Source organism: Anaerovorax sp. IOR16 (genome assembly GCF_017168145.1).
Lineage (GTDB): Bacteria > Bacillota > Clostridia > Peptostreptococcales > Anaerovoracaceae > IOR16.
In genome coordinates, this window is record NZ_JADQTL010000009.1 from 91,086 (window position 1) to 109,504 (window position 18,419).

An 18,419-nucleotide genomic window follows, 5' to 3' on the forward strand; every position below is an offset into this window, starting at 1 on the left:
ATAAATTTTTTTTCCGCTTAGAATATCAACGTTTGTCAAAGAATTAACAAATAAAATTCTAAGATAGTTTTTTGAATTGGCACACGATTTGCTCATTAAAATAGCAAACGTATAAACCATATGTCATTTGAGACATTGGTTTTGCACTTTTCGAAAAGTCATGACGCGACCCAATGTATTAGAGATCATCGAGAAAGAGAGAGGAGAAAAGAAAAATATGAGAGAGTATATGCCATATGGCGAAGAAGCACCGTTCATAAAAGCGGGGCCGTTTAAAATTCGTCTTCCATTCATTCATTATCGCTTCGAAGTTGCAGACTACATTCAGGGACTATTAATGTGTGCAGTTTGCCTTGGTGCCATTCCGTTGCTGCAGGATGCTTTAAATATGCCTTTTGAAGTTGCCCTTGCGGTTGTTATTCTAAATGGATTTTTATATACTTGGCACACATTACTTGGGGATCCTGTAGTTCCTGGTTGGATTACACCGGCAATACCATTACTTACTGCCTATTGCTTAACCTTTCCAGCAGGCCACGCAAGAATGCAAGGGCTGGTTGCATTTGAGATTACACTTGGAATTTTCGCTATTTTATTAGGATTGACTGGTGTTGCTGGAAAAATTATTGGTGTAATTCCTCCCGCTATCAAATCAGGCATTATTTTGGGAGCCGGAATCTCTGCAATAACAATGATCTTTAAAGAGGGTGGAAAATTTGAAATGATGCCTTATACTACGGCGATTTGTCTAATTGTTGCATTCTATCTACTCTTTTCAAATGGATTTAAGAGATTGAGTACAAAGAACAAAATGTGGGAAACCATTGCAAATCTTGGAATCCTTCCTGCAGTTTTGATTGCTGTTATCGTCGCACCAATTGTAGGAGAAAGTGCATGGCCACACATCGAGTTTGGTTTTAGTAATCCTGATTTTCATACACTTTGGACGGATTGGGTTCCTTGGGGAGCTGTAGGTTGGCCTGCTCCAATTATGTTTGTAAAGGCAATTCCAACTGTTTTGGCAATTTATATTGTATTATTTGGTGACGTTGTACAGAGTAAAGCACTTGTACATGATGCAGATATTGCAAGAGATGATGAAACCATTGATTACAATCCAAATCGTGCACATTTAATCTTTGGTATCAGAAACACCATTATGGGAGTCATCGGACCGGATATTACTATGTGTGGGCCTCTTTGGGCAGCTATGCAGGTTGTTGTTTGTGAACGTTATAAAAAAGGCAGAAGAAGTATGCAGTCCTTGTTTGGCGGTGCCGCTTCTTTCCGTTTCGGTACGTTTACAGGATATTGGCTTCTTCCGATTTTAACCTTGGTACAGCCGATTTTATCCGTTGCTTTGGCTTTGACCATGATTGTACAGGGATTCGTAAGCGTGCGTATTGGTGTGCAGCAATCGCAAAGCTTTAAGGATTTAGGAATTGCAGGTGTCATTGCCGGTGCTTTATTAGTAAAGGGATCTGCATTTGGTCTTGTAATTGGTGTATTAGCATGTCTCTTATGTTACGGAAAAGATTTTCTCAAAGGCGACACCACTTTTGGTCATTTATGGTCGGCAGAGGTTGAGGTCATGACAAAAGAATCCGGAAACTTAGAGGCTGATGAAGAAGTCGCTTAATTGTGAATTTGAATATTGGAAGTGATAACTTTGGAAAGAAAAATAAAAAAGGTTTTAGAGGAAAAGGTAAATCCTATTTTATCTGAACATTATGGTGGAGCCATACTTACCAGTTTTGAAAATAATGTGGCATGGATACGGATGACTGGTGCATGTGGGCAATGCCCTTCCGCACAGCAGACGATTGAAGATGTCGTAAAGGAAATCATTATCGCAAATGTTGAGGGGGTTACGGATGTATGTCTTGATGCATCCGTAAGTGAAGATCTGCTTGGTATGGCTCGGAAAATTTTAAATAAAGAAGCTTAATATAGGCAATGCAATCGCACTAAGTACGATGTTTGCGAATAGAGTTATAAGGTTTTATTAGCGGTTTGATAGTAAGCAGAATCTGTTTATTATCAAACCGAGTCCATGAAGAGGAGGATTTTTAGTATGTTAATGACAGGAGCACAGTACATCGAAAGTTTAAGAAAGTTAAACACAAGAGTGTATATGTTTGGTGAAAAAATTGAAAATTGGGTGGATCATCCTATGATTCGACCTTCTATCAATTGCTTGGCAGTTACTTATGATTTGGCACATGACCCGCAATATGCTGACCTTATGACTGCAAAATCAAATTTAACCGGAGAAATCATCAACCGTTTTGGACATTTACATCAAAGTGCTGATGACCTTAGAAAAAAGGTTAAAATGCAAAGACTTTGCGGACAGAAAACGGCAAGCTGCTTCCAAAGATGTGTTGGTATGGATGCTTTTAATGCAGTATTTTCTACCACTTTTGAGACTGATAAAAAGTATGGAAGTGAGTACCATAAAAATTTTACTGAATTCTTAAAGATGGTTCAAGAAGAGGACATCGTTGTTGATGGTGCAATGACGGACCCTAAGGGGGACAGAGGTGTAGGACCTTCGGATCAAAAAGATGCAGATTTATTTGTACATATTGTAGAGCAGAGAGAAGACGGAATTGTTGTTCGTGGTGCAAAATGTCACCAAACCGGCTCCATCAATTCTCATTGGCATCTCATTATGCCAACACAGGCAATGAGACCGGAAGACAAAGACTATGCAGTTTCATTTGCATGCCCTTCCGATGCAGAAGGTGTATACATGGTATATGGAAGACAGTCTTGTGACACCAGAAAGATGGAAGAAAATGCAGATGTTGATCTTGGAAATAAAATGTTCGGCGGTCAGGAAGCGTTGGTTGTATTTGATGATGTGTTTATTCCAAATGAATATGTTTTCTTAAACGGAGAAACTGAGTTCGCAGGAATGCTCGTTGAACGATTTGCAGGATATCACAGACAGTCTTATGGTGGATGTAAAGTAGGCGTAGGCGATGTTATCATCGGTGCTGCCGCTCTTGCTGCAGATTACAATGGTGCAAACAAGGCATCTCATATTAAAGATAAGTTAATTGAGATGACACATTTGAATGAAACGTTATATTGCTGTGGTATCGCTTGTTCTGCAGAAGGCTATCCTACAGAAGCAGGAAATTATCAGATTGATCTTCTGCTTGCGAATGTTTGTAAGCAGAACGTTACAAGATTCCCTTATGAAATCGTAAGACTTGCAGAAGACATTGCCGGAGGCTTAATGGTAACAATGCCTTCAGAAAAGGACTTTAAGTCGGAAACTGTGGTTGGAAGAAATGGAGAAACCATTGGAGATATTTGCAATAAGTATTTTGCAGCTTCCCCAGTATGTACAACAGAAGACAGAATGAGAATTTTAAGATTCTTGGAAAATATTTGTCTCGGTTCTTCTGCAGTTGGATACAGAACGGAATCCATGCATGGTGCAGGTTCTCCTCAGGCTCAGAGAATCATGATCAGTCGTCAGGGAAATATCAATGCGAAGAAAGAACTAGCAAAGGCGATTGCAGGAATCAAATAAGGAGTAACCATTGCTTCTTTCAACCTTGCATAGTATGATAAAAGTAAAAATAGTGGGGCGGCGTTTACCGTCCCACTATCGATAAATGGAGGGAGAAAGAGCATGAAATGCGGTGTGAGATTTTGTGGTGGATGCAATCCGAGATATGATAGAGGAAAGGTTCTGGAGGAGATTAAGGAATCGTTGAGTGAGATTGATTTCGAGTATGCATGCGAAGAGGAAACTTATGATGTTATTTTGGTCATAGGTGGATGCACCAATTGCTGTGCATCTTACGAACAATTTAAAACAAAAGAAGGCGTCATTAAGATGTGGGATTCAGCGGACACCAAAAGAATTATCAGAGTCATACGTGATTTGAGTTAAAGAGTGAGCACTTTAAATGGCTGCTCACCAAGGTGATTTTGTAGGAGGACTTATGAATTGGAAAACAATATATGACAGCAGAAAATGTACGGCAGAGGAAGCTGTCAACAAGATTCATTCAGGTGATGCAGTGGTCTTTGCACACGCTGTAGCGGAACCGCCAGTTCTGGTAGAAGCTATGGTTGCTAATAAAGAAGCGTATAAAAATGTAACCGTTTCGCATATGGTTACACTTGGAAAAGCAGAATATTCTCTTCCTGAAAATAAAGAACACTTTACATTTCGAGGTTGGTTTACAAGCGCAACGACAAGAAAATCATTGGAACAGGGGCATGGTCAATTTGTACCTGTGTTTTTCCATGAAGTTCCGGGTTTCATTCGGAAAGGAATTTTCAATGTCGATGTGTTTATGGTAATGGTATCACCTCCGGATGAAAATGGTTTTTGCAGTGTCGGCGTATCTTGCGATTATACTATGGAAGCGATTAAATCTGCTAAAATTGTTTTAGCGGAAGTGAATGACCAAGTTCCTGTGGTTTATGGGGATACCTTTGTTCATGTAAGTCAAATTGATGCCTTTGTAGAAACTTCACATCCTCTTCCGGAAATCGGTATTCCGAAAATTGGTGAAGTAGAATCTGCTATCGGAAAGAACTGTGCGTCTTTGATTGAAGATGGAGCCACACTTCAATTAGGAATCGGAGCAATTCCGGATGCAGTATTAAGTCAATTAAAGGACAAAAAGCATTTAGGTATTCATTCGGAAATGATATCGGACGGTGTGGTAGATCTTTATGAAGCAGGCGTGATTGATTGTTCTCAAAAATCCATTGATAATGGTAAGATGATAGTTACTTTTTTAATGGGAACAAAAAGACTTTATGATTTTTGCAATAAAAATCCTATGGTTGAAATGAAACCGGTAGATTATGTAAATCATCCATCAATCGTTGCGCAATCTTCAAAGTTGGTTTGCATTAATGCTTGTTTAGAGGTGGATTTTATGGGGCAGGTTATATCAGATTCCATTGGAACAAGACAATTTTCCGGGGTAGGCGGTCAGGTCGATTTTGTTCGAGGTGCAGCTATGGCACTTGATGGAATGGCCAAGGCAATCATTGCAATGCCTTCCACTGCTACCATGAAGGATGGTAGTAAGGTATCTAAGATTGTACCTTATATTACACATGGTGCGGCAGTGACCACTTCAAGACACGATGTGGATTACATTGTAACAGAATACGGTGTTGCGCAAATGAAAGGAAAATCTCTCCAAGAAAGGGCGAGAGCATTGATAAATATTGCACATCCTGATTTCAGGGATGAACTTGGCGAAGAATTTCAAAAAAGATTCCATGTAGAGTTTTAAGTATGTTAAAATAAAGAAGGTCCATAATGATTCTTTTTTCACTATGGACTTCTTTGCATTATTTTACGGCAGATGATGATTATTTGTGGAGAATTTTTATGTTTAAATCTGTTCAAACAAGAGCTATGTTCTATTTGGTAAGTATTGCAATTAGCCTGTTGATTATTATCAGCTTTGTTTTGGTAGCTGGTATAGAAAAAATAGGCCATGGCATGCAAGAAAAGGCTCTGGAAGATCGAACCCGTTTGCTTTCAGAGTCTTTCCTAATAACAAGTGAACTCCAAGGAAAAATTACACCCGAAGAAGCTTATTTAATCATTCGGAATTCGGATTATATTGATGAAGACATCAAAGAGAATAGTTTTTTAATTAACAAAGAAAGAAAAACTATTGGGTATTATGGACGAGAACTTCCTTATGATTTAACGTTTTCTAAGCAATGTTCTTTACAGAATATTTATAAAAAGGGAGAAAATTATATTGCAAATCTTGCATCTTTGAATCAAATTCCAGGTCTTGACGGTTGGTTTGTTTGTTCGGAAAAGAGATATTCACAAGTATTTCGAGATATTAATAACATTAAAACGGGCACGATTATAATACTGGTAATTTTATTGTTTATTTTATGGCCACTTTCTAAAAGCATCTCCAAAAAGATAACGACTCCTATACGTGAACTTTCAAAATCTGCAGCGCGGATCGCTTCTGGTGATATCAGTCAGGGAATTGTAACGAAAAATAAGGATGAATTAGCTGACATTGCGACCTCATTTAATTTAATGTTAAATCATTTAAAATCGACTATGCAGCAAGTACTCACCAAATCTGGGGAGACCGCTTCCATGCATGAAATTATGGAATATGCTGAGCAGGCATATGAGAATCTTTTAAGCGGAATCATAAGTATTAATAACATTGGTGAGATTACGACCTTTAATGAAGCGGCTGAAAAGCTAATTGGATTAAAAGCCGAAGAGGTACTTGGTCTTAATGTACAAAACCCTATTCCAAAGGAAATTAAGCCGTTGATTGATACTCTGAAACGATGTTTGGCAAAGGGAAGTCTTCAATTAAAGACTTTGGATGATATTTATAATACATCAGGAGAGAAAATTCCGATTTTATATAGCGTTAAAATACAGTTTGGACTAAAGGATGAAGTAATTGGTGCAGTATGTGTATTCCGAAATATTCTTGACATTCAGAGATTTGAAGAAAGCACCAATCGAACGAAAAACTTAAAGGCGTTGGGTGAAATGAGTGCTAGTTTGGCACATGAAGTAAAAAATCCTTTAACAAGTATACGTGGGTACGCACAATTAGCAAAGCTAGAACTGAGCGAGCATGATTTAAACGTTGAGGGGCTTGATATTATTATACATGAAGCAGACCGTCTGGCTCAAATGCTTGATCGTTTTATGCATTTTGCGAGACCGAAAATTCCTGTATTAAAGGAAGTTGATTTAAGAAAAGTAATTAATTATGTTATTACTTTAATCCAGAATGAATTGCCGGATAATATTAAAATTAACACTGTTTTTAAGGAAATTCCAAACGTAATGGCAGACGAAGAGCTTTTTGAGCCGGTTATACTAAATCTGCTGCTGAATGCAATTCAAGCAATGCCAAATGGCGGTGTAATTACGATTAAAACAGGTTACAATGAAAAACGTAAAATGGTATTTACAGAAGTCATTGATACCGGTCAAGGAATACCAAGAGAAATATCTGAGAGAATTTTTGAACCGTTTTTTACGACAAAAGATATTGGTGCCGGTATGGGTCTTGCGATTTCATCAAGAATTATTGAAGCACATAAAGGTGTTTTGGAAGTAGAAAGTGTTGTAAAGGAAGGCGCAAAGTTCACGATACTGTTGCAATCGGTTGAAACAAGTAAAAAAACCTTTAATTTGAGGGAGGGATAAACTGTGGGACAGATAAACATCCTTGTGGTCGATGACGAGTTGAATGTCAGACAGCTTTTAAGTAAAGTACTGACAAAAGAAGGGTATCAAGTGTATACTGCATGCGATGGGTTAGAAGGGTTGGATCTTCTTCAAACTATTAGCATCGATATTATTATCAGCGATATAAAAATGCCCAAAATGACGGGCATTGAATTTTTGCATCGAGTCAAAGAAATGGACCCGGATATTGGATTTATATTAATAACGGCATTTGCAACCATGGAAACAGCAATCGACGCATTAAAAAGCGGTGCGCAGGATTACGTGACAAAACCTTTTGATATTACTGAGATTTTAACAGCAGTTAAAAAACTATGCTTGCCCGTTCAGCAGGGAGCACCGTTCGGTGGTAATTTTGGAGTAGGAAAAGACCAGTTTAGAGTGAATAGTAAAAGTCCTAAGATGCAGGAAGTTTTGCAGCTTGCGAAACAGGTTGCAGCTTGTGGATCTACGGTATTACTTACGGGAGAAACGGGAACTGGGAAAGGATATATCGCAAGAGCACTCCATCAGTGGGGACTCAGAAGTGATAAGCCACTTATCAATGTTAACTGTGGTGCGATACCGGATAATCTGCTGGAAAGTGAATTGTTTGGTTATGAGAAAGGTGCATTTACAGGTGCGGTATCTCCAAAGCCGGGGCGTTTTGAGCTGGCAGATGGCGGCACAATATTTTTAGATGAAATTGGAGACATTTCACCGTCTCTTCAAGTGAAGCTTCTTCGTGTCTTGCAGGAAAAAACGTTTGAAAGATTGGGTGGGATACGTTCAATTAAAGCCGATGTAAGAGTCATTGCTGCAACCAATAAAAACCTTTTAAAAGAAGTGCGGGAGGGACGCTTTCGAGAAGATTTGTACTATCGCCTCAATGTAGTACCGATTCACATCCCACCTTTGAGAGAACGTGTGGAAGACATTGAAGATTTAGTCACTTTCTTTTTAGAGGATTCTGCTCGTATCTCGAATACGAATATTCGAAAACAAATGACCGCTGATGTTATGAAGTGCCTGAAAGCTTACACTTGGCCGGGAAATATTCGTGAGTTGGAAAATATTATTGAGCGTTGTGTGGTAATTTGTTCCGGAAATTTAATTCAAGTGGATTCTCTTCCGATCGAAGTTCGTGAGGCAAGGGAAAGTTCACATGCAAATCAAAGTAAGCAAGAACCAATGTTAAACAATGCAATTGACTCTATAGAAAAAGAGGTCATTCAAAAAGCGATGAATGAATGTGGTGGGAATAAAACAAAAGCAGCGCTTGCACTGGGCATAAGCAGACGTTCATTACATAGAAAGCTTCAAAAGTATGCAATGAACGATTAATTTATCATTGTATTTCTGTCAAATTCTGAGGATATTTTTCATAATCCATGAAAAGGATTTGAAACAAAAGAGGGTTAAGCATATAATAAGAGAGTACGCTCTAAAAGAGCGATTTTCTCATGCTTACAGAAAGGACATACAATGAATAAGACGATTGGTATTAGCTGTGCGATAGGAGCAGCTTTTATTTATGGGTTTGCACCCCTTTTGGCAAAATTAACTTATATCGATGGGAGTAATACCATCACTTTAACTTTTTTTCGCAGTTTATTTTCCTTTCCGCTGATGCTCGCAATTTTGAGAGTTAAAAAAATTTCTGTCAGAGTATCAAAAAAGGATTTTTTTACATTGATCATATTGGCATTTTTAGGGGCATTTGCAACCGGTCTTATGTTATACGGTGCATACAATTACATATCAGTAGGTTTGACGACCTGCATTCATTATGTGTATCCGGTTTTGGTTGCTGTTGCGTGTGTTCTTTTTTTTAAAGAGAAAATAAGTACAATGAAATTAATTGCAATGGGTCTTTCACTTATTGGTCTTTTATCCTTTTTAGAAGGCGATCTGAAGTTAAATTTTACAGGGGTTGCTTTAGCATTGGGATCTGGTATTGCTTACGCAGCGTATCTTGTTGTAATGGATAAAACAGAAATTAAGCATTTGCATCCTTTTTTAATTTCGTTTTATTGTGCTACAGTGGCAGCTGTATGTCTTTTTGTTTTTGGAACTGCGACCAATCAAATCGTCTATCATATTGCCCCAAGAGGATGGGTTTTGATGTTTATAATGGCCATTGGCGTTTCGGTAATTGCTAATTCCATTACTCCGATTGCTGTAAAAAATGTTGGGCCTACGGTTACTGCAATTTTAGGAATGTTTGAGCCGATTGTAAGCGTTATTTTGGGGATTTTATTTTTAAATGAACCATTTACGTTCCGAGGTGCACTTGGATGTGTATTAGTAATTTTGTCTGTAGTTCTTCTTACCTTAGAAAGGGATAAAACGAACGAAAAACAAGAATAAATTATATGGAAAAAAGCATATCTCCTTTTCAAAAGAAATATTCTTTTGAAAAGGAGATTTTTTTTATGTTTAAAAATAATATTACAAAAAAAATAGTAGTGAGAACAATGAGTATGGTTCTTATAGTAGGAGCTTTCTTTTTGAGTGCAAGGATTTTTGAAACGAATGAAAAAACAGGGATTAAACTTCGTGAACTTCCACCGAGAGAAGCAGCACAAAAAGAAGTATCCGGCGAATCACTCATTGAGATTCCGGCAGGTCCTGAAGTTTCTGCACGTACTGCAATTGTGATGGATTTAAACTCGGGTATGGTTCTTTATGAAAAAAATAGCCAAGATAAAGTGTATCCTGCCAGCACAACGAAAATTCTTACCGCTTTGCTTGCCATTGAACAAGGTGATTTGAATGACATGGTTACGATATCAAAAAAAGCATCAGGAGTTGAAGGTTCCTCAATTTATCTTGAAGTAGGAGAAAAAATATCGTTGAAGGATTTAATATATGGGTTAATGCTTCGATCAGGAAATGATGCTGCCATAGCAATTTCAGAAAAAATTTCAGGAAATACTGCATCATTTGTAGAGGCGATGAATGAAAGGGCAAAGCAAATTGGTGCAAAAGATACACATTTTATGAATCCCAATGGTCTTCATGATGAGGAGCATTATACGACTGCATATGATATGGCATTGATAGCAAGACAAGCCATGTTAAATCCTGCGTTTAAAGAAGTTGCAGAATCCAAAAGCTGGACGGCAGAACGAGGAGATGGAAAATTTAATGTGTTTTATAACAAGAATAAAGTAGTGAATGAATATGAAGGCGGTACAGGTGTAAAAATCGGTTACACAAAAACATCCGGCAGAACCTTGGTTGCTTCTTCAAAGCGAGATGGAATGGAATTGATTTGTGTGGTCATGGATGATCCAAATTGGTTTGAGGATTCCTATCGTTTGATGGACGCCATGTATGATTCCTACGAACAAGTTACCATTGCGCAGGGACAACAGCGATTGAAAACCATGCCTGTAGATGGAGGCATAAAAGAACATGTATATGTAGGTACAAAGGAAGCGGTTTTATGTCCTATATTGAAGGAACATGAAAATGCTGAGGTAGGTATCCAATATGTGTTAGGATTTCAGTGTCAAGCACCGATTCGAAGGTGGCAGGAAGCCGGGTTGCTCAATGTATATGTAAATGGTGCTTATGTACATTCCGTACCTTTGTATTTTCTTGAAGATATTGATGCCCTTTAAAGGGAACTACTGTCACCAATTTGGCCTTCCTTCAATATTTTAGTATTGTAGTTGAAAAAAGGGGGCGTCTTTATGAGCTACAATACTTATGATTGCATTGACGCGGGAACGGAAAATTGCCCTTGTTATCTTGCTCTGACAGGTGATTGCTTGATATGCAGCCGTTTACAGGGAAAGGATTGTTGTGATTGCAACTGGCGAGGTGTTTGTATATATAACGAGTTTGTGCAGGGAAATCGAAAGGTAAGTAATCCAAGAATAGAATTTGAAGCAAAAATATTAGAAAAAAAATTTTACTTGGATGATTTGGTAATTTTTATATTGGATGTAGGGAAAGGGTTTGCAATCAAAGCAAGTCATCCTGGATCCTATGTTTTTTTAAGAGGAAGGCAAAGCAGTCATTTTTATGATTTGCCTATCTCAGTAATGCGTGCGGATGTGGAACAGGGTACGATTCATGTAGCAGTAAAAATTATTGCTTTGAAAACAAAAGCATTGCTTGAAGAGCCAGACCGATTCATTTTACGTGGAGTCTATCGGAATGGAATTCAAGGAGTGGGTGCACTTCGACCTGAAAAAACTAAAGAAAAAAAAATATTATTTATTGCAAAAGGAATTGGAGTAGCACCGGCGATTTTGGCAGCAAATGCACTGCGATTTCGAAATAAAGTCGATTTCGTTTTAGATACCGAAAAGATCAGTACGGAACTAATCAGTGATTACCTTGGCGAAAAAGGAAATCATGATGTGAAAGAAATGAAAGAGGAAAATGGGATTATTGGAGAATTGGGAGTCATTAAATATTTAACATTGAATAATGAACAGGATCGAAGAGATTTGGTCCGGCTATTAAAAAAAGAGAATTATGATTGTGTAGGTGTGCTTGCATCGGATTATTTTGTAGATACGATTGGAGCACTGGTGCGCAGGACACTTCCGGAAGTTAAACTTGCAAACAGTAATAATTTTCGTATTTGCTGTGGAGAAGGTATTTGTGGGGCTTGCTCATTTGTTAATGAAGAAGGCGATACTATAAGAATGTGTAAATGCCAGAGAAGAGAATAGGAAAGTAGTGAAATGCGAAGCGTTTGCTTGCCTTTTATTGTGTTTTTTGTTAGAGTAAAGCTAGAGCAAAAACGCATGGAGGGGAAAATTGCAATGAGCGCGGACTATGATATTAAATTAATCGCATTGGATATGGATGGCACCTTGCTAAATGAAGAGGGGTGCTTGTCTTTATTAAGTCGTAAAATTTTAGAGAGAGTTATGGATAAGGGGATTCATGTAGTAATTTCTACAGGCCGTGTTTTTAGTGCATTGCCGAAGGATGTGTTGGATGTAGATGGGATGGAATATGCAATTACTTCTAATGGAGCGAATATTTTAAAGCTTGCAGATCAAACAACGGTATATACTAATTTGATAGGTAAGGACAGCATTATGGAAATTCTACCACACATTCAGGACGAGGATGTTATGATAGAAGCTTTTTTTGATCACGATGTTGTCGCTGAACGAAGATGCTTGGAAAACTTAGATCGTTATGGAATGGTTACGGAGAAATCGCAAATTTATACACTGAGTACAAGAAAACCCGTAGAAAATATTGCCGCTGTCATGGAGGAAAAAGCAGATCGGATGGAGAATATAAATTTAATTTTTTCCGATCAGAAGAAGCGAATCGAATTTTGGAATTTTCTTTCAAGAATTCCGTCCATTACAGTAACGAGTTCTATGCCATATAATTTAGAAATCGGTGGTGCAACTACAAGTAAAGCAGATGCCTTAAAGCACTTGTGTTCGTTATTGGATGTGAAACATAATCAAGTGATGGCGTGTGGAGACAGTGAAAACGATCTTGCAATGCTTCAATTTGCTGGACTATCGGTGGCAATGGAAAATGCAGCAGCACCTTTAAAAAAGATTGCTCATTTTATAACAAAAACAAATCGTGAAGATGGTGTTGCACATGCCATTCAAAGATTCGTGCTTGACCATAGACAATATACAAATCAATAATTTAATTAAAAATTAATTAAGAACTACAGCAGATCCTATGCTGTAGTTTTTTGTTTTATAATTTATAACTGTATTTTTTCAATTGTAATGAATTTGACTATAAGCAACAAATATTTTTTAAATAATTATAAAAAATCATAAACTGAACTGGTTAAAATAATTGAAATTGTATATTTTGTTATACTCAGATTTGAAGTATTATATTATCAAAATAACAATAAAGGAGAATTTAGATGAGTTATAATACAAATTCAATGACGGTATCAAAAAGTACAACAAAAGGGCTGGTGATCAATGCGTTATGCATCGCTTTGACGCTCGTGGCTACTATGTACATTAACATAAGACTGCCTCTTATGGGAAATGGCGGATTGATTCATTTAGGAAATGTTCCGTTGTTTATTGCGGCGATTGTATATGGGAAAAAAACCGGAGCAATTGCGGGTGCCTTCGGGATGGGGGCGTTTGATTTGCTATCAGGCTGGACTACTTGGGCTCCATTTACTTTTGTAATTGTAGGTGCTATGGGCTATGTGGTTGGTTTGATTACAGAAAAAGTACCGGGTAAACCGTTCCTTGTAAACAGTTTGGCAGTAGTTGCTGCGCTTGTTATAAAAATAGTCGGTTATTATTTTACGGAAGTTGTGCTATATGGAAACTGGATACAACCATTCGGATCCATTCCGGGTAACATCATTCAAATTACAGTTGCGGCTATCATTGTTCTTCCAATTGTAGAACGAATTAAAAAACTGGCTGTAAGAGTATAAGGAAATAAAAATAGTGAGACGATAGCTATAAGAGGAGGGAGCTTTATGTATAAAATAATGACGCCGGGTCCTACGACAATAAAAGAAAATGTAAGAAAGGCAAGAAGTTTGGAAACTACAAATCCGGATTTGGATTTGGAATTTTATGATTATTATAAAGAAACTTGTGATTTGCTTCGTTTGTTGCTACATACAAAAAATGAAGCATACATTCTTAGCGGAGAAGGAATTTTAGGTTTGGAAGCGGCTTGCGCTTCCTTAACAGAACCTAAGGATCGAGTTTTGATTTTAGATAATGGCGTATTTGGGAAAGGCTTTGCCGATTTTGTTCGGATTTATGGAGGGAATCCGGTTTCTTTTGCATCGGATTACCATAAGCCAATTAATCCGATAGAGCTCAAAGATTTTTTAGAGAAAGATTCTGATTTTAAATATGCAACTGTTGTGCACTGTGATACACCGAGCGGGGTGCTGAATGACGTAGAAGCCATTTCAAGGTTATTAAAGGAATATGGCATCTTAACCGTTGTGGATTCAGTAGCGGGAATGTTTGGCGAAGCACTTAATGTAGATGAAGCTCAAATTGATATCTTGTGTGGAGGATCACAAAAAGCACTTTCTGCGGCTGTCGGTCTTACTATGCTTTGGGTAAGCTCGGATGCGATAAACGCTATGGAAAACAGGAGTACTCCTATTGCTTCCTTCTATGCAAATATTCTAAATTTTAAAGATTACTATGATAAGAAAGCATTTCCTTATACGCCTCCGATTAGTGATATTTATGGAATTCGTGCAGCACTTGAAAATGTAATGGCTGATAAGGAAATCTTGATAAGACATAAAAAAATTGCGGAAGCAACACGAAAAGCAATTCAAAAATCCGGACTCCAATTATTTTTAAAAGAAGGTTATTCTAATACCGTAACAGCGGTATCGGTGCCTTCAGCTTTAACAGATCGAGAAATATTGGATACCATTCGAACAAAGTATGGAATTATGATTGCAGGCAGTTTTGATGTTTTGGCAGGCAAGGTCATTCGAATTGGTCATATGGGAGAAAATGCGAGAGAAGCGTGTATGAGTGAAACGATGGATGCGCTTACAAAAACATTCAAAGATCTAGGATATCCTTTAAAGTGTGATTTAAAAATGACATTTTTAGAGGCACTTCAAGAAGAATAAGAAGTAAATGAACACACCTCTTCATATACTGTAATGTATGCAAAAAAATGCAACAAAAAACGGTATGAGGAGGTTTTTCTTTTGAATAGAGTCATTGTGATTGGCGGAGGCTGGTCGGGTTGTGCGGCAGCGTTGGCTGCTAGAAAGGCCGGAGCAGAGGTTGTACTGATTGAAAAGACGGATTTACTTTTGGGTTTGGGAAACGTAGGCGGTATTATGCGAAACAATGGAAGATATACTGCGGCAGAGGAGAATATCGCACTTGGAGCTGGAGAATTGTTTGCAATTACCGATGAATTAAGCAGGCATAGAAATATAGATTTTCCAGGACATCAGCATGCTAGTTTGTATGATGTTATTAAAGTAGAGCCTTACGTACGTCGTTTTCTGCAAGAGCAGGGAATTGAAATTCGAACAATGGCAAGAGCGATTGATGTAGAAACAGAATCGGTTTCGATCAGTATTGGAAATGGAAAGGGAGTTGAAAAACGAAGAAAATATTTAAAGAATATTACTTTAGCAGATGGTACTGTTTTGGCAGGCGATGTATTCATTGAATGTACGGGTTCAACCGGGCCGATGGGTAATTGTTTGACTTACGGAAATGGATGCTGTATGTGTGTTTTGCGTTGTCCGGCATTTGGACCGCGAGTCAGCATTACCCAAAAGGCAGGGCTGAATGATATTATGGGACAGCGTAAGGATGGAGCCTTCGGTGCATTTAGTGGATCAGGAAAGCTGGAAAAAGCTTCTTTGTCAGACGAAATTCAAAGAGCGTTGAATGAAAAAGGGGTAGCAATTATTCCTTTGCTACCAGATCAGGTTGCAAAAGAAAAATTAGAGTTAAAGGTATGTCAGCAATATGCACTGGAAGAATTTGCGGATAATATTGTACTTCTTGATACAGGATATGCTAAAATTATGACACCTTTTTTTCCGTTGGAAAAATTGAGAAAAGTTCCAGGAATGGAGAATGCACGTTACATTGATCCATATGCAGGTGGAAAGGGGAATTCCATAAGATATCTATCGGTTGCAGAGCGAGAGAATAATATGAAGGTAAGCGGAATAGAGAATCTTCTTTGCGGAGGTGAAAAATCCGGCTTATTTGTTGGGCATACAGAAGCAATTACGACCGGAACGTTAGCTGGGTATAATGCGGCACGTTTAATAAAAGGGATGCGGCCGCTGGAATTACCGCCACAATTAGCTCTGGGTGATCTGATTTCTTATGCAAACGAAAAAATAAAAACAAAAGAAGGATTACTAAAGAGGTATACCTTTGCCGGTGCAGAGTATTTTGAGAGAATGAAGGAAAAGGGTCTTTATACTACAGATGTGCAAGTGGTGCAAAAACGTGCAAAAAAATATGATTTAGCTAATATTTATAAAGAAAAAATATTATAAAACAAAAAATTATTACATATAGAAATGTCAATGAATTGGTTGACAACTTCTGAGGGAAACTATATGATAAACGTGCGAAAATAGAAGAAAAAGAGGATAAAGATGAGACTAAACAAATACATTGCTCAGTCAGGCATTGCATCCCGCAGAAAAGCGGATGAATTGACTATAGCTGGAAACGTTAAAATAAATGGTTTGGTAATGAAAGAACCGGGTTATGATGTTGTTGAAGGCGACGTCGTGGAGGTTTCAGGCCGTAAGATTGAACCTGTTAAAAAATTTGTATATCTTATGCTTAACAAACCAAAAGGTTTTGTGACTACAGTTTCCGATGAAGAAGGAAGACCGACGGTTTTAGATTTATTGACAGATGTGTCGGTACGAGTTTTTCCGATTGGTCGTTTGGATTATAATACTTCTGGCTTACTGTTATTAACGAATGATGGAGATTTGGCATATCGATTGACGCATCCAAAGCATCAGGTTTATAAAACATATCGTGCCAGAGTTACCGGCATATTGTCAGAAGCTCGGGCAGCAAAACTTAGAAATGGTATAGACATTGGTGGGTTTGTTACGTCAAAAGCAAAAGTAGAGATATTGAAGGGAACTGCAAATTCTACGATAGTTGAAATTCAAATTTATGAAGGAAAAAACCGTCAGGTCCGTAAAATGTTTGCTGCCGTTGGAAATAAAGTGATTGATTTAGAACGAGTGGCAATGGGTGAATTATTCTTGGGGAGACTGAAAGAAGGACATTACCGTAAATTAACCCAGCAAGAGATCGATTATTTAAAAAATTGCTGATTCTGAGTTTCTTAATTGAATGAGTATGAGTTTTAAGAATAATGATGCGACAATTTACAAACGAAAGGGAAATAAAATTGAAATATCGCTGTTTAATTTTAGACCATGATGATACAGTTGTTAAAAGTACGCCAAATATTCATTATCCTTCATTTATTGAAGCGTTAAAAGTATTAAGGCCAAATATGAACCCCTTAAGTTTTGAAGAATTTGTTGCATATTGTTTTAATCCAGGGTTTGCGGAATTATGTAAAGATATTTTGAAGTTTAGTAAAAATGAACAAGAGTATCAATATAAAATATGGAAGAAATATACGAATTTAAAAATACCTGACTTTTACCCTGGTTTCTCTGAATTTATCACAGAATATAAAACGTTAGGGGGAATAATATGTGTTGTATCCCATTCAGAGAGTAAACAGATTATTAGAGATTACATGTTAAATTGTAAGCTAAAGCCAGATTTAATATTTGGATGGGAACTAGAAGAGCATAAACGAAAGCCCAACCCTTATCCTATAATTGAAATAATGAAAAGGTTCAATTTGAATTGTAATGAGATATTAGTAGTAGATGATTTAAAGCCAGGATTGGATATGGCAAAAAGTTGTAAGGTAGCATTCGCTGGAGCGGGATGGTCACATGTTATTCCTGAGATAAAAGATTATATGGAATTAAATTCAGATTATTATTTTTCAACAGTTGATTCTTTAAAAAGATTTGTACTATCGGCATAAGAATATATAATTCTATAGACGATTTGGGCTGTCAATAGTTAATTGGCGGCCTTTTAACATGAAAGAGACTTCTCTTCGTTCTTTGCTAGATGCAGATTCTGGCCAAACTAAAAATACCCGTCATAATCGACAGGGTACTTTTAGTATGAGTGTATGTATATGTTTCTTATTTTCTCTTTGATTCTTTTGGAGTTACACAAACGCCCTTTGCTCTGCAAACAACGATTGGTTCTTCCAAGAAGTCTGCAGCAGAAGCACTGATGTCAGCTCTTGCAGCAACCACTTTCTTTGCAACAAATTCCATTGTTCTGGAAGTGTTACCCATCTTTGTGATTTCACCATAAGCTTCAATATAGTCTCCAGCATAAGTTGGAGCTAAAAATTCAACTTCATCATATCTTAAAAATAAACCTTCGTCTCCGTCAGCTTTGATTAAAAGCTCAGTAGCAACGTCTCCAAACAAGTGAACCATGTGAGCGCCATCTACTAGGCTACCGCCGTAGTGTGCATCTTTGTGAGACATTCTTAAACGAATAGTTGAGGTAATCTTTTCCATGTCATTTCTCCTTTACGCATTTAGGTATTTTATTCTACTTTTACGATACATAAAAATAGTGTATGCCTAACATGTATCGCTTTT

Annotated in this window: 17 protein-coding genes; 16 read left to right on the top strand and 1 reads right to left on the bottom strand. The window is 37.5% G+C overall.

Annotated elements, in window-relative coordinates; genetic code table 11:
• The first annotated feature begins 217 nt into the window (after nt 1-217).
• From I2490_RS03985 to I2490_RS04060, 16 genes are all read left to right on the top strand, one after another.
• Nucleotides 218-1,639 (top strand): solute carrier family 23 protein, encoded by a 1,422-nt coding sequence (locus I2490_RS03985; RefSeq protein WP_206458493.1) that lies wholly within the window; start codon nt 218-220, stop codon nt 1,637-1,639.
• Nucleotides 1,640-1,669: 30 nt separating this feature from the next.
• On the top strand, nt 1,670-1,948 hold the full coding sequence (locus I2490_RS03990) for a NifU family protein (RefSeq protein ID WP_206458494.1): 279 nt from the start codon (nt 1,670-1,672) through the stop codon (nt 1,946-1,948).
• Nucleotides 1,949-2,074: 126 nt separating this feature from the next.
• Nucleotides 2,075-3,547 (top strand): 4-hydroxyphenylacetate 3-hydroxylase family protein, encoded by a 1,473-nt coding sequence (locus I2490_RS03995; protein WP_206458495.1) that lies wholly within the window; start codon nt 2,075-2,077, stop codon nt 3,545-3,547.
• Between the two features lie 102 nt (nt 3,548-3,649).
• On the top strand, nt 3,650-3,913 hold the full coding sequence (locus I2490_RS04000) for a hypothetical protein (RefSeq protein ID WP_206458496.1): 264 nt from the start codon (nt 3,650-3,652) through the stop codon (nt 3,911-3,913).
• 52 nt (nt 3,914-3,965) lie between these two features.
• Nucleotides 3,966-5,282 (top strand): acetyl-CoA hydrolase/transferase family protein, encoded by a 1,317-nt coding sequence (locus I2490_RS04005; protein ID WP_206458497.1) that lies wholly within the window; start codon nt 3,966-3,968, stop codon nt 5,280-5,282.
• Nucleotides 5,283-5,380: 98 nt separating this feature from the next.
• The gene (locus tag I2490_RS04010) at nt 5,381-7,207 is read left to right on the top strand and encodes an ATP-binding protein (protein ID WP_206458498.1); all 1,827 of its coding nucleotides are present in this window, start codon (nt 5,381-5,383) and stop codon (nt 7,205-7,207) included.
• Nucleotides 7,208-7,210: 3 nt separating this feature from the next.
• Nucleotides 7,211-8,572, top strand: a complete 1,362-nt coding sequence (locus I2490_RS04015; RefSeq protein WP_330634564.1) for a sigma-54-dependent transcriptional regulator — start codon at nt 7,211-7,213, stop codon at nt 8,570-8,572.
• 141 nt (nt 8,573-8,713) lie between these two features.
• Nucleotides 8,714-9,598 carry a DMT family transporter gene (locus tag I2490_RS04020; RefSeq protein WP_206458499.1) on the top strand — a complete coding sequence of 295 codons (885 nt, stop codon included), beginning with the start codon at nt 8,714-8,716 and terminating at the stop codon, nt 9,596-9,598.
• 65 nt (nt 9,599-9,663) lie between these two features.
• The gene (locus tag I2490_RS04025) at nt 9,664-10,857 is read left to right on the top strand and encodes a D-alanyl-D-alanine carboxypeptidase family protein (RefSeq protein ID WP_206458500.1); all 1,194 of its coding nucleotides are present in this window, start codon (nt 9,664-9,666) and stop codon (nt 10,855-10,857) included.
• Nucleotides 10,858-10,929: 72 nt separating this feature from the next.
• Nucleotides 10,930-11,922 carry a hypothetical protein gene (locus I2490_RS04030; protein WP_206458501.1) on the top strand — a complete coding sequence of 331 codons (993 nt, stop codon included), beginning with the start codon at nt 10,930-10,932 and terminating at the stop codon, nt 11,920-11,922.
• 93 nt (nt 11,923-12,015) lie between these two features.
• On the top strand, nt 12,016-12,876 hold the full coding sequence (locus I2490_RS04035) for an HAD family hydrolase (RefSeq protein ID WP_206458502.1): 861 nt from the start codon (nt 12,016-12,018) through the stop codon (nt 12,874-12,876).
• A 233-nt stretch (nt 12,877-13,109) separates the two neighbouring features.
• Nucleotides 13,110-13,646, top strand: coding sequence for an ECF transporter S component (locus tag I2490_RS04040; protein WP_206458503.1), 537 nt, complete (start codon nt 13,110-13,112; stop codon nt 13,644-13,646).
• 45 nt (nt 13,647-13,691) lie between these two features.
• Nucleotides 13,692-14,828 (top strand): pyridoxal-phosphate-dependent aminotransferase family protein, encoded by a 1,137-nt coding sequence (locus tag I2490_RS04045; protein WP_206458504.1) that lies wholly within the window; start codon nt 13,692-13,694, stop codon nt 14,826-14,828.
• 33 nt (nt 14,829-14,861) lie between these two features.
• Nucleotides 14,862-16,235: an FAD-dependent oxidoreductase gene (locus tag I2490_RS04050; RefSeq protein ID WP_206458505.1), complete on the top strand. Its 1,374-nt coding sequence runs from the start codon at nt 14,862-14,864 to the stop codon at nt 16,233-16,235.
• Nucleotides 16,236-16,337: 102 nt separating this feature from the next.
• A complete protein-coding gene (locus I2490_RS04055; protein WP_206458506.1) occupies nt 16,338-17,042 on the top strand; it encodes a pseudouridine synthase in 705 nt (234 codons plus the stop codon).
• Between the two features lie 41 nt (nt 17,043-17,083).
• On the top strand, nt 17,084-17,779 hold the full coding sequence (locus I2490_RS04060; RefSeq protein WP_245157083.1) for an HAD family hydrolase: 696 nt from the start codon (nt 17,084-17,086) through the stop codon (nt 17,777-17,779).
• Nucleotides 17,780-17,945: 166 nt separating this feature from the next.
• Here I2490_RS04060 and I2490_RS04065 read toward each other — a convergent pair whose 3' ends face one another.
• Nucleotides 17,946-18,335, bottom strand: coding sequence for a hotdog fold domain-containing protein (locus I2490_RS04065; RefSeq protein ID WP_209010577.1), 390 nt, complete (start codon nt 18,333-18,335; stop codon nt 17,946-17,948).
• Nucleotides 18,336-18,419 lie beyond the last annotated feature (84 nt).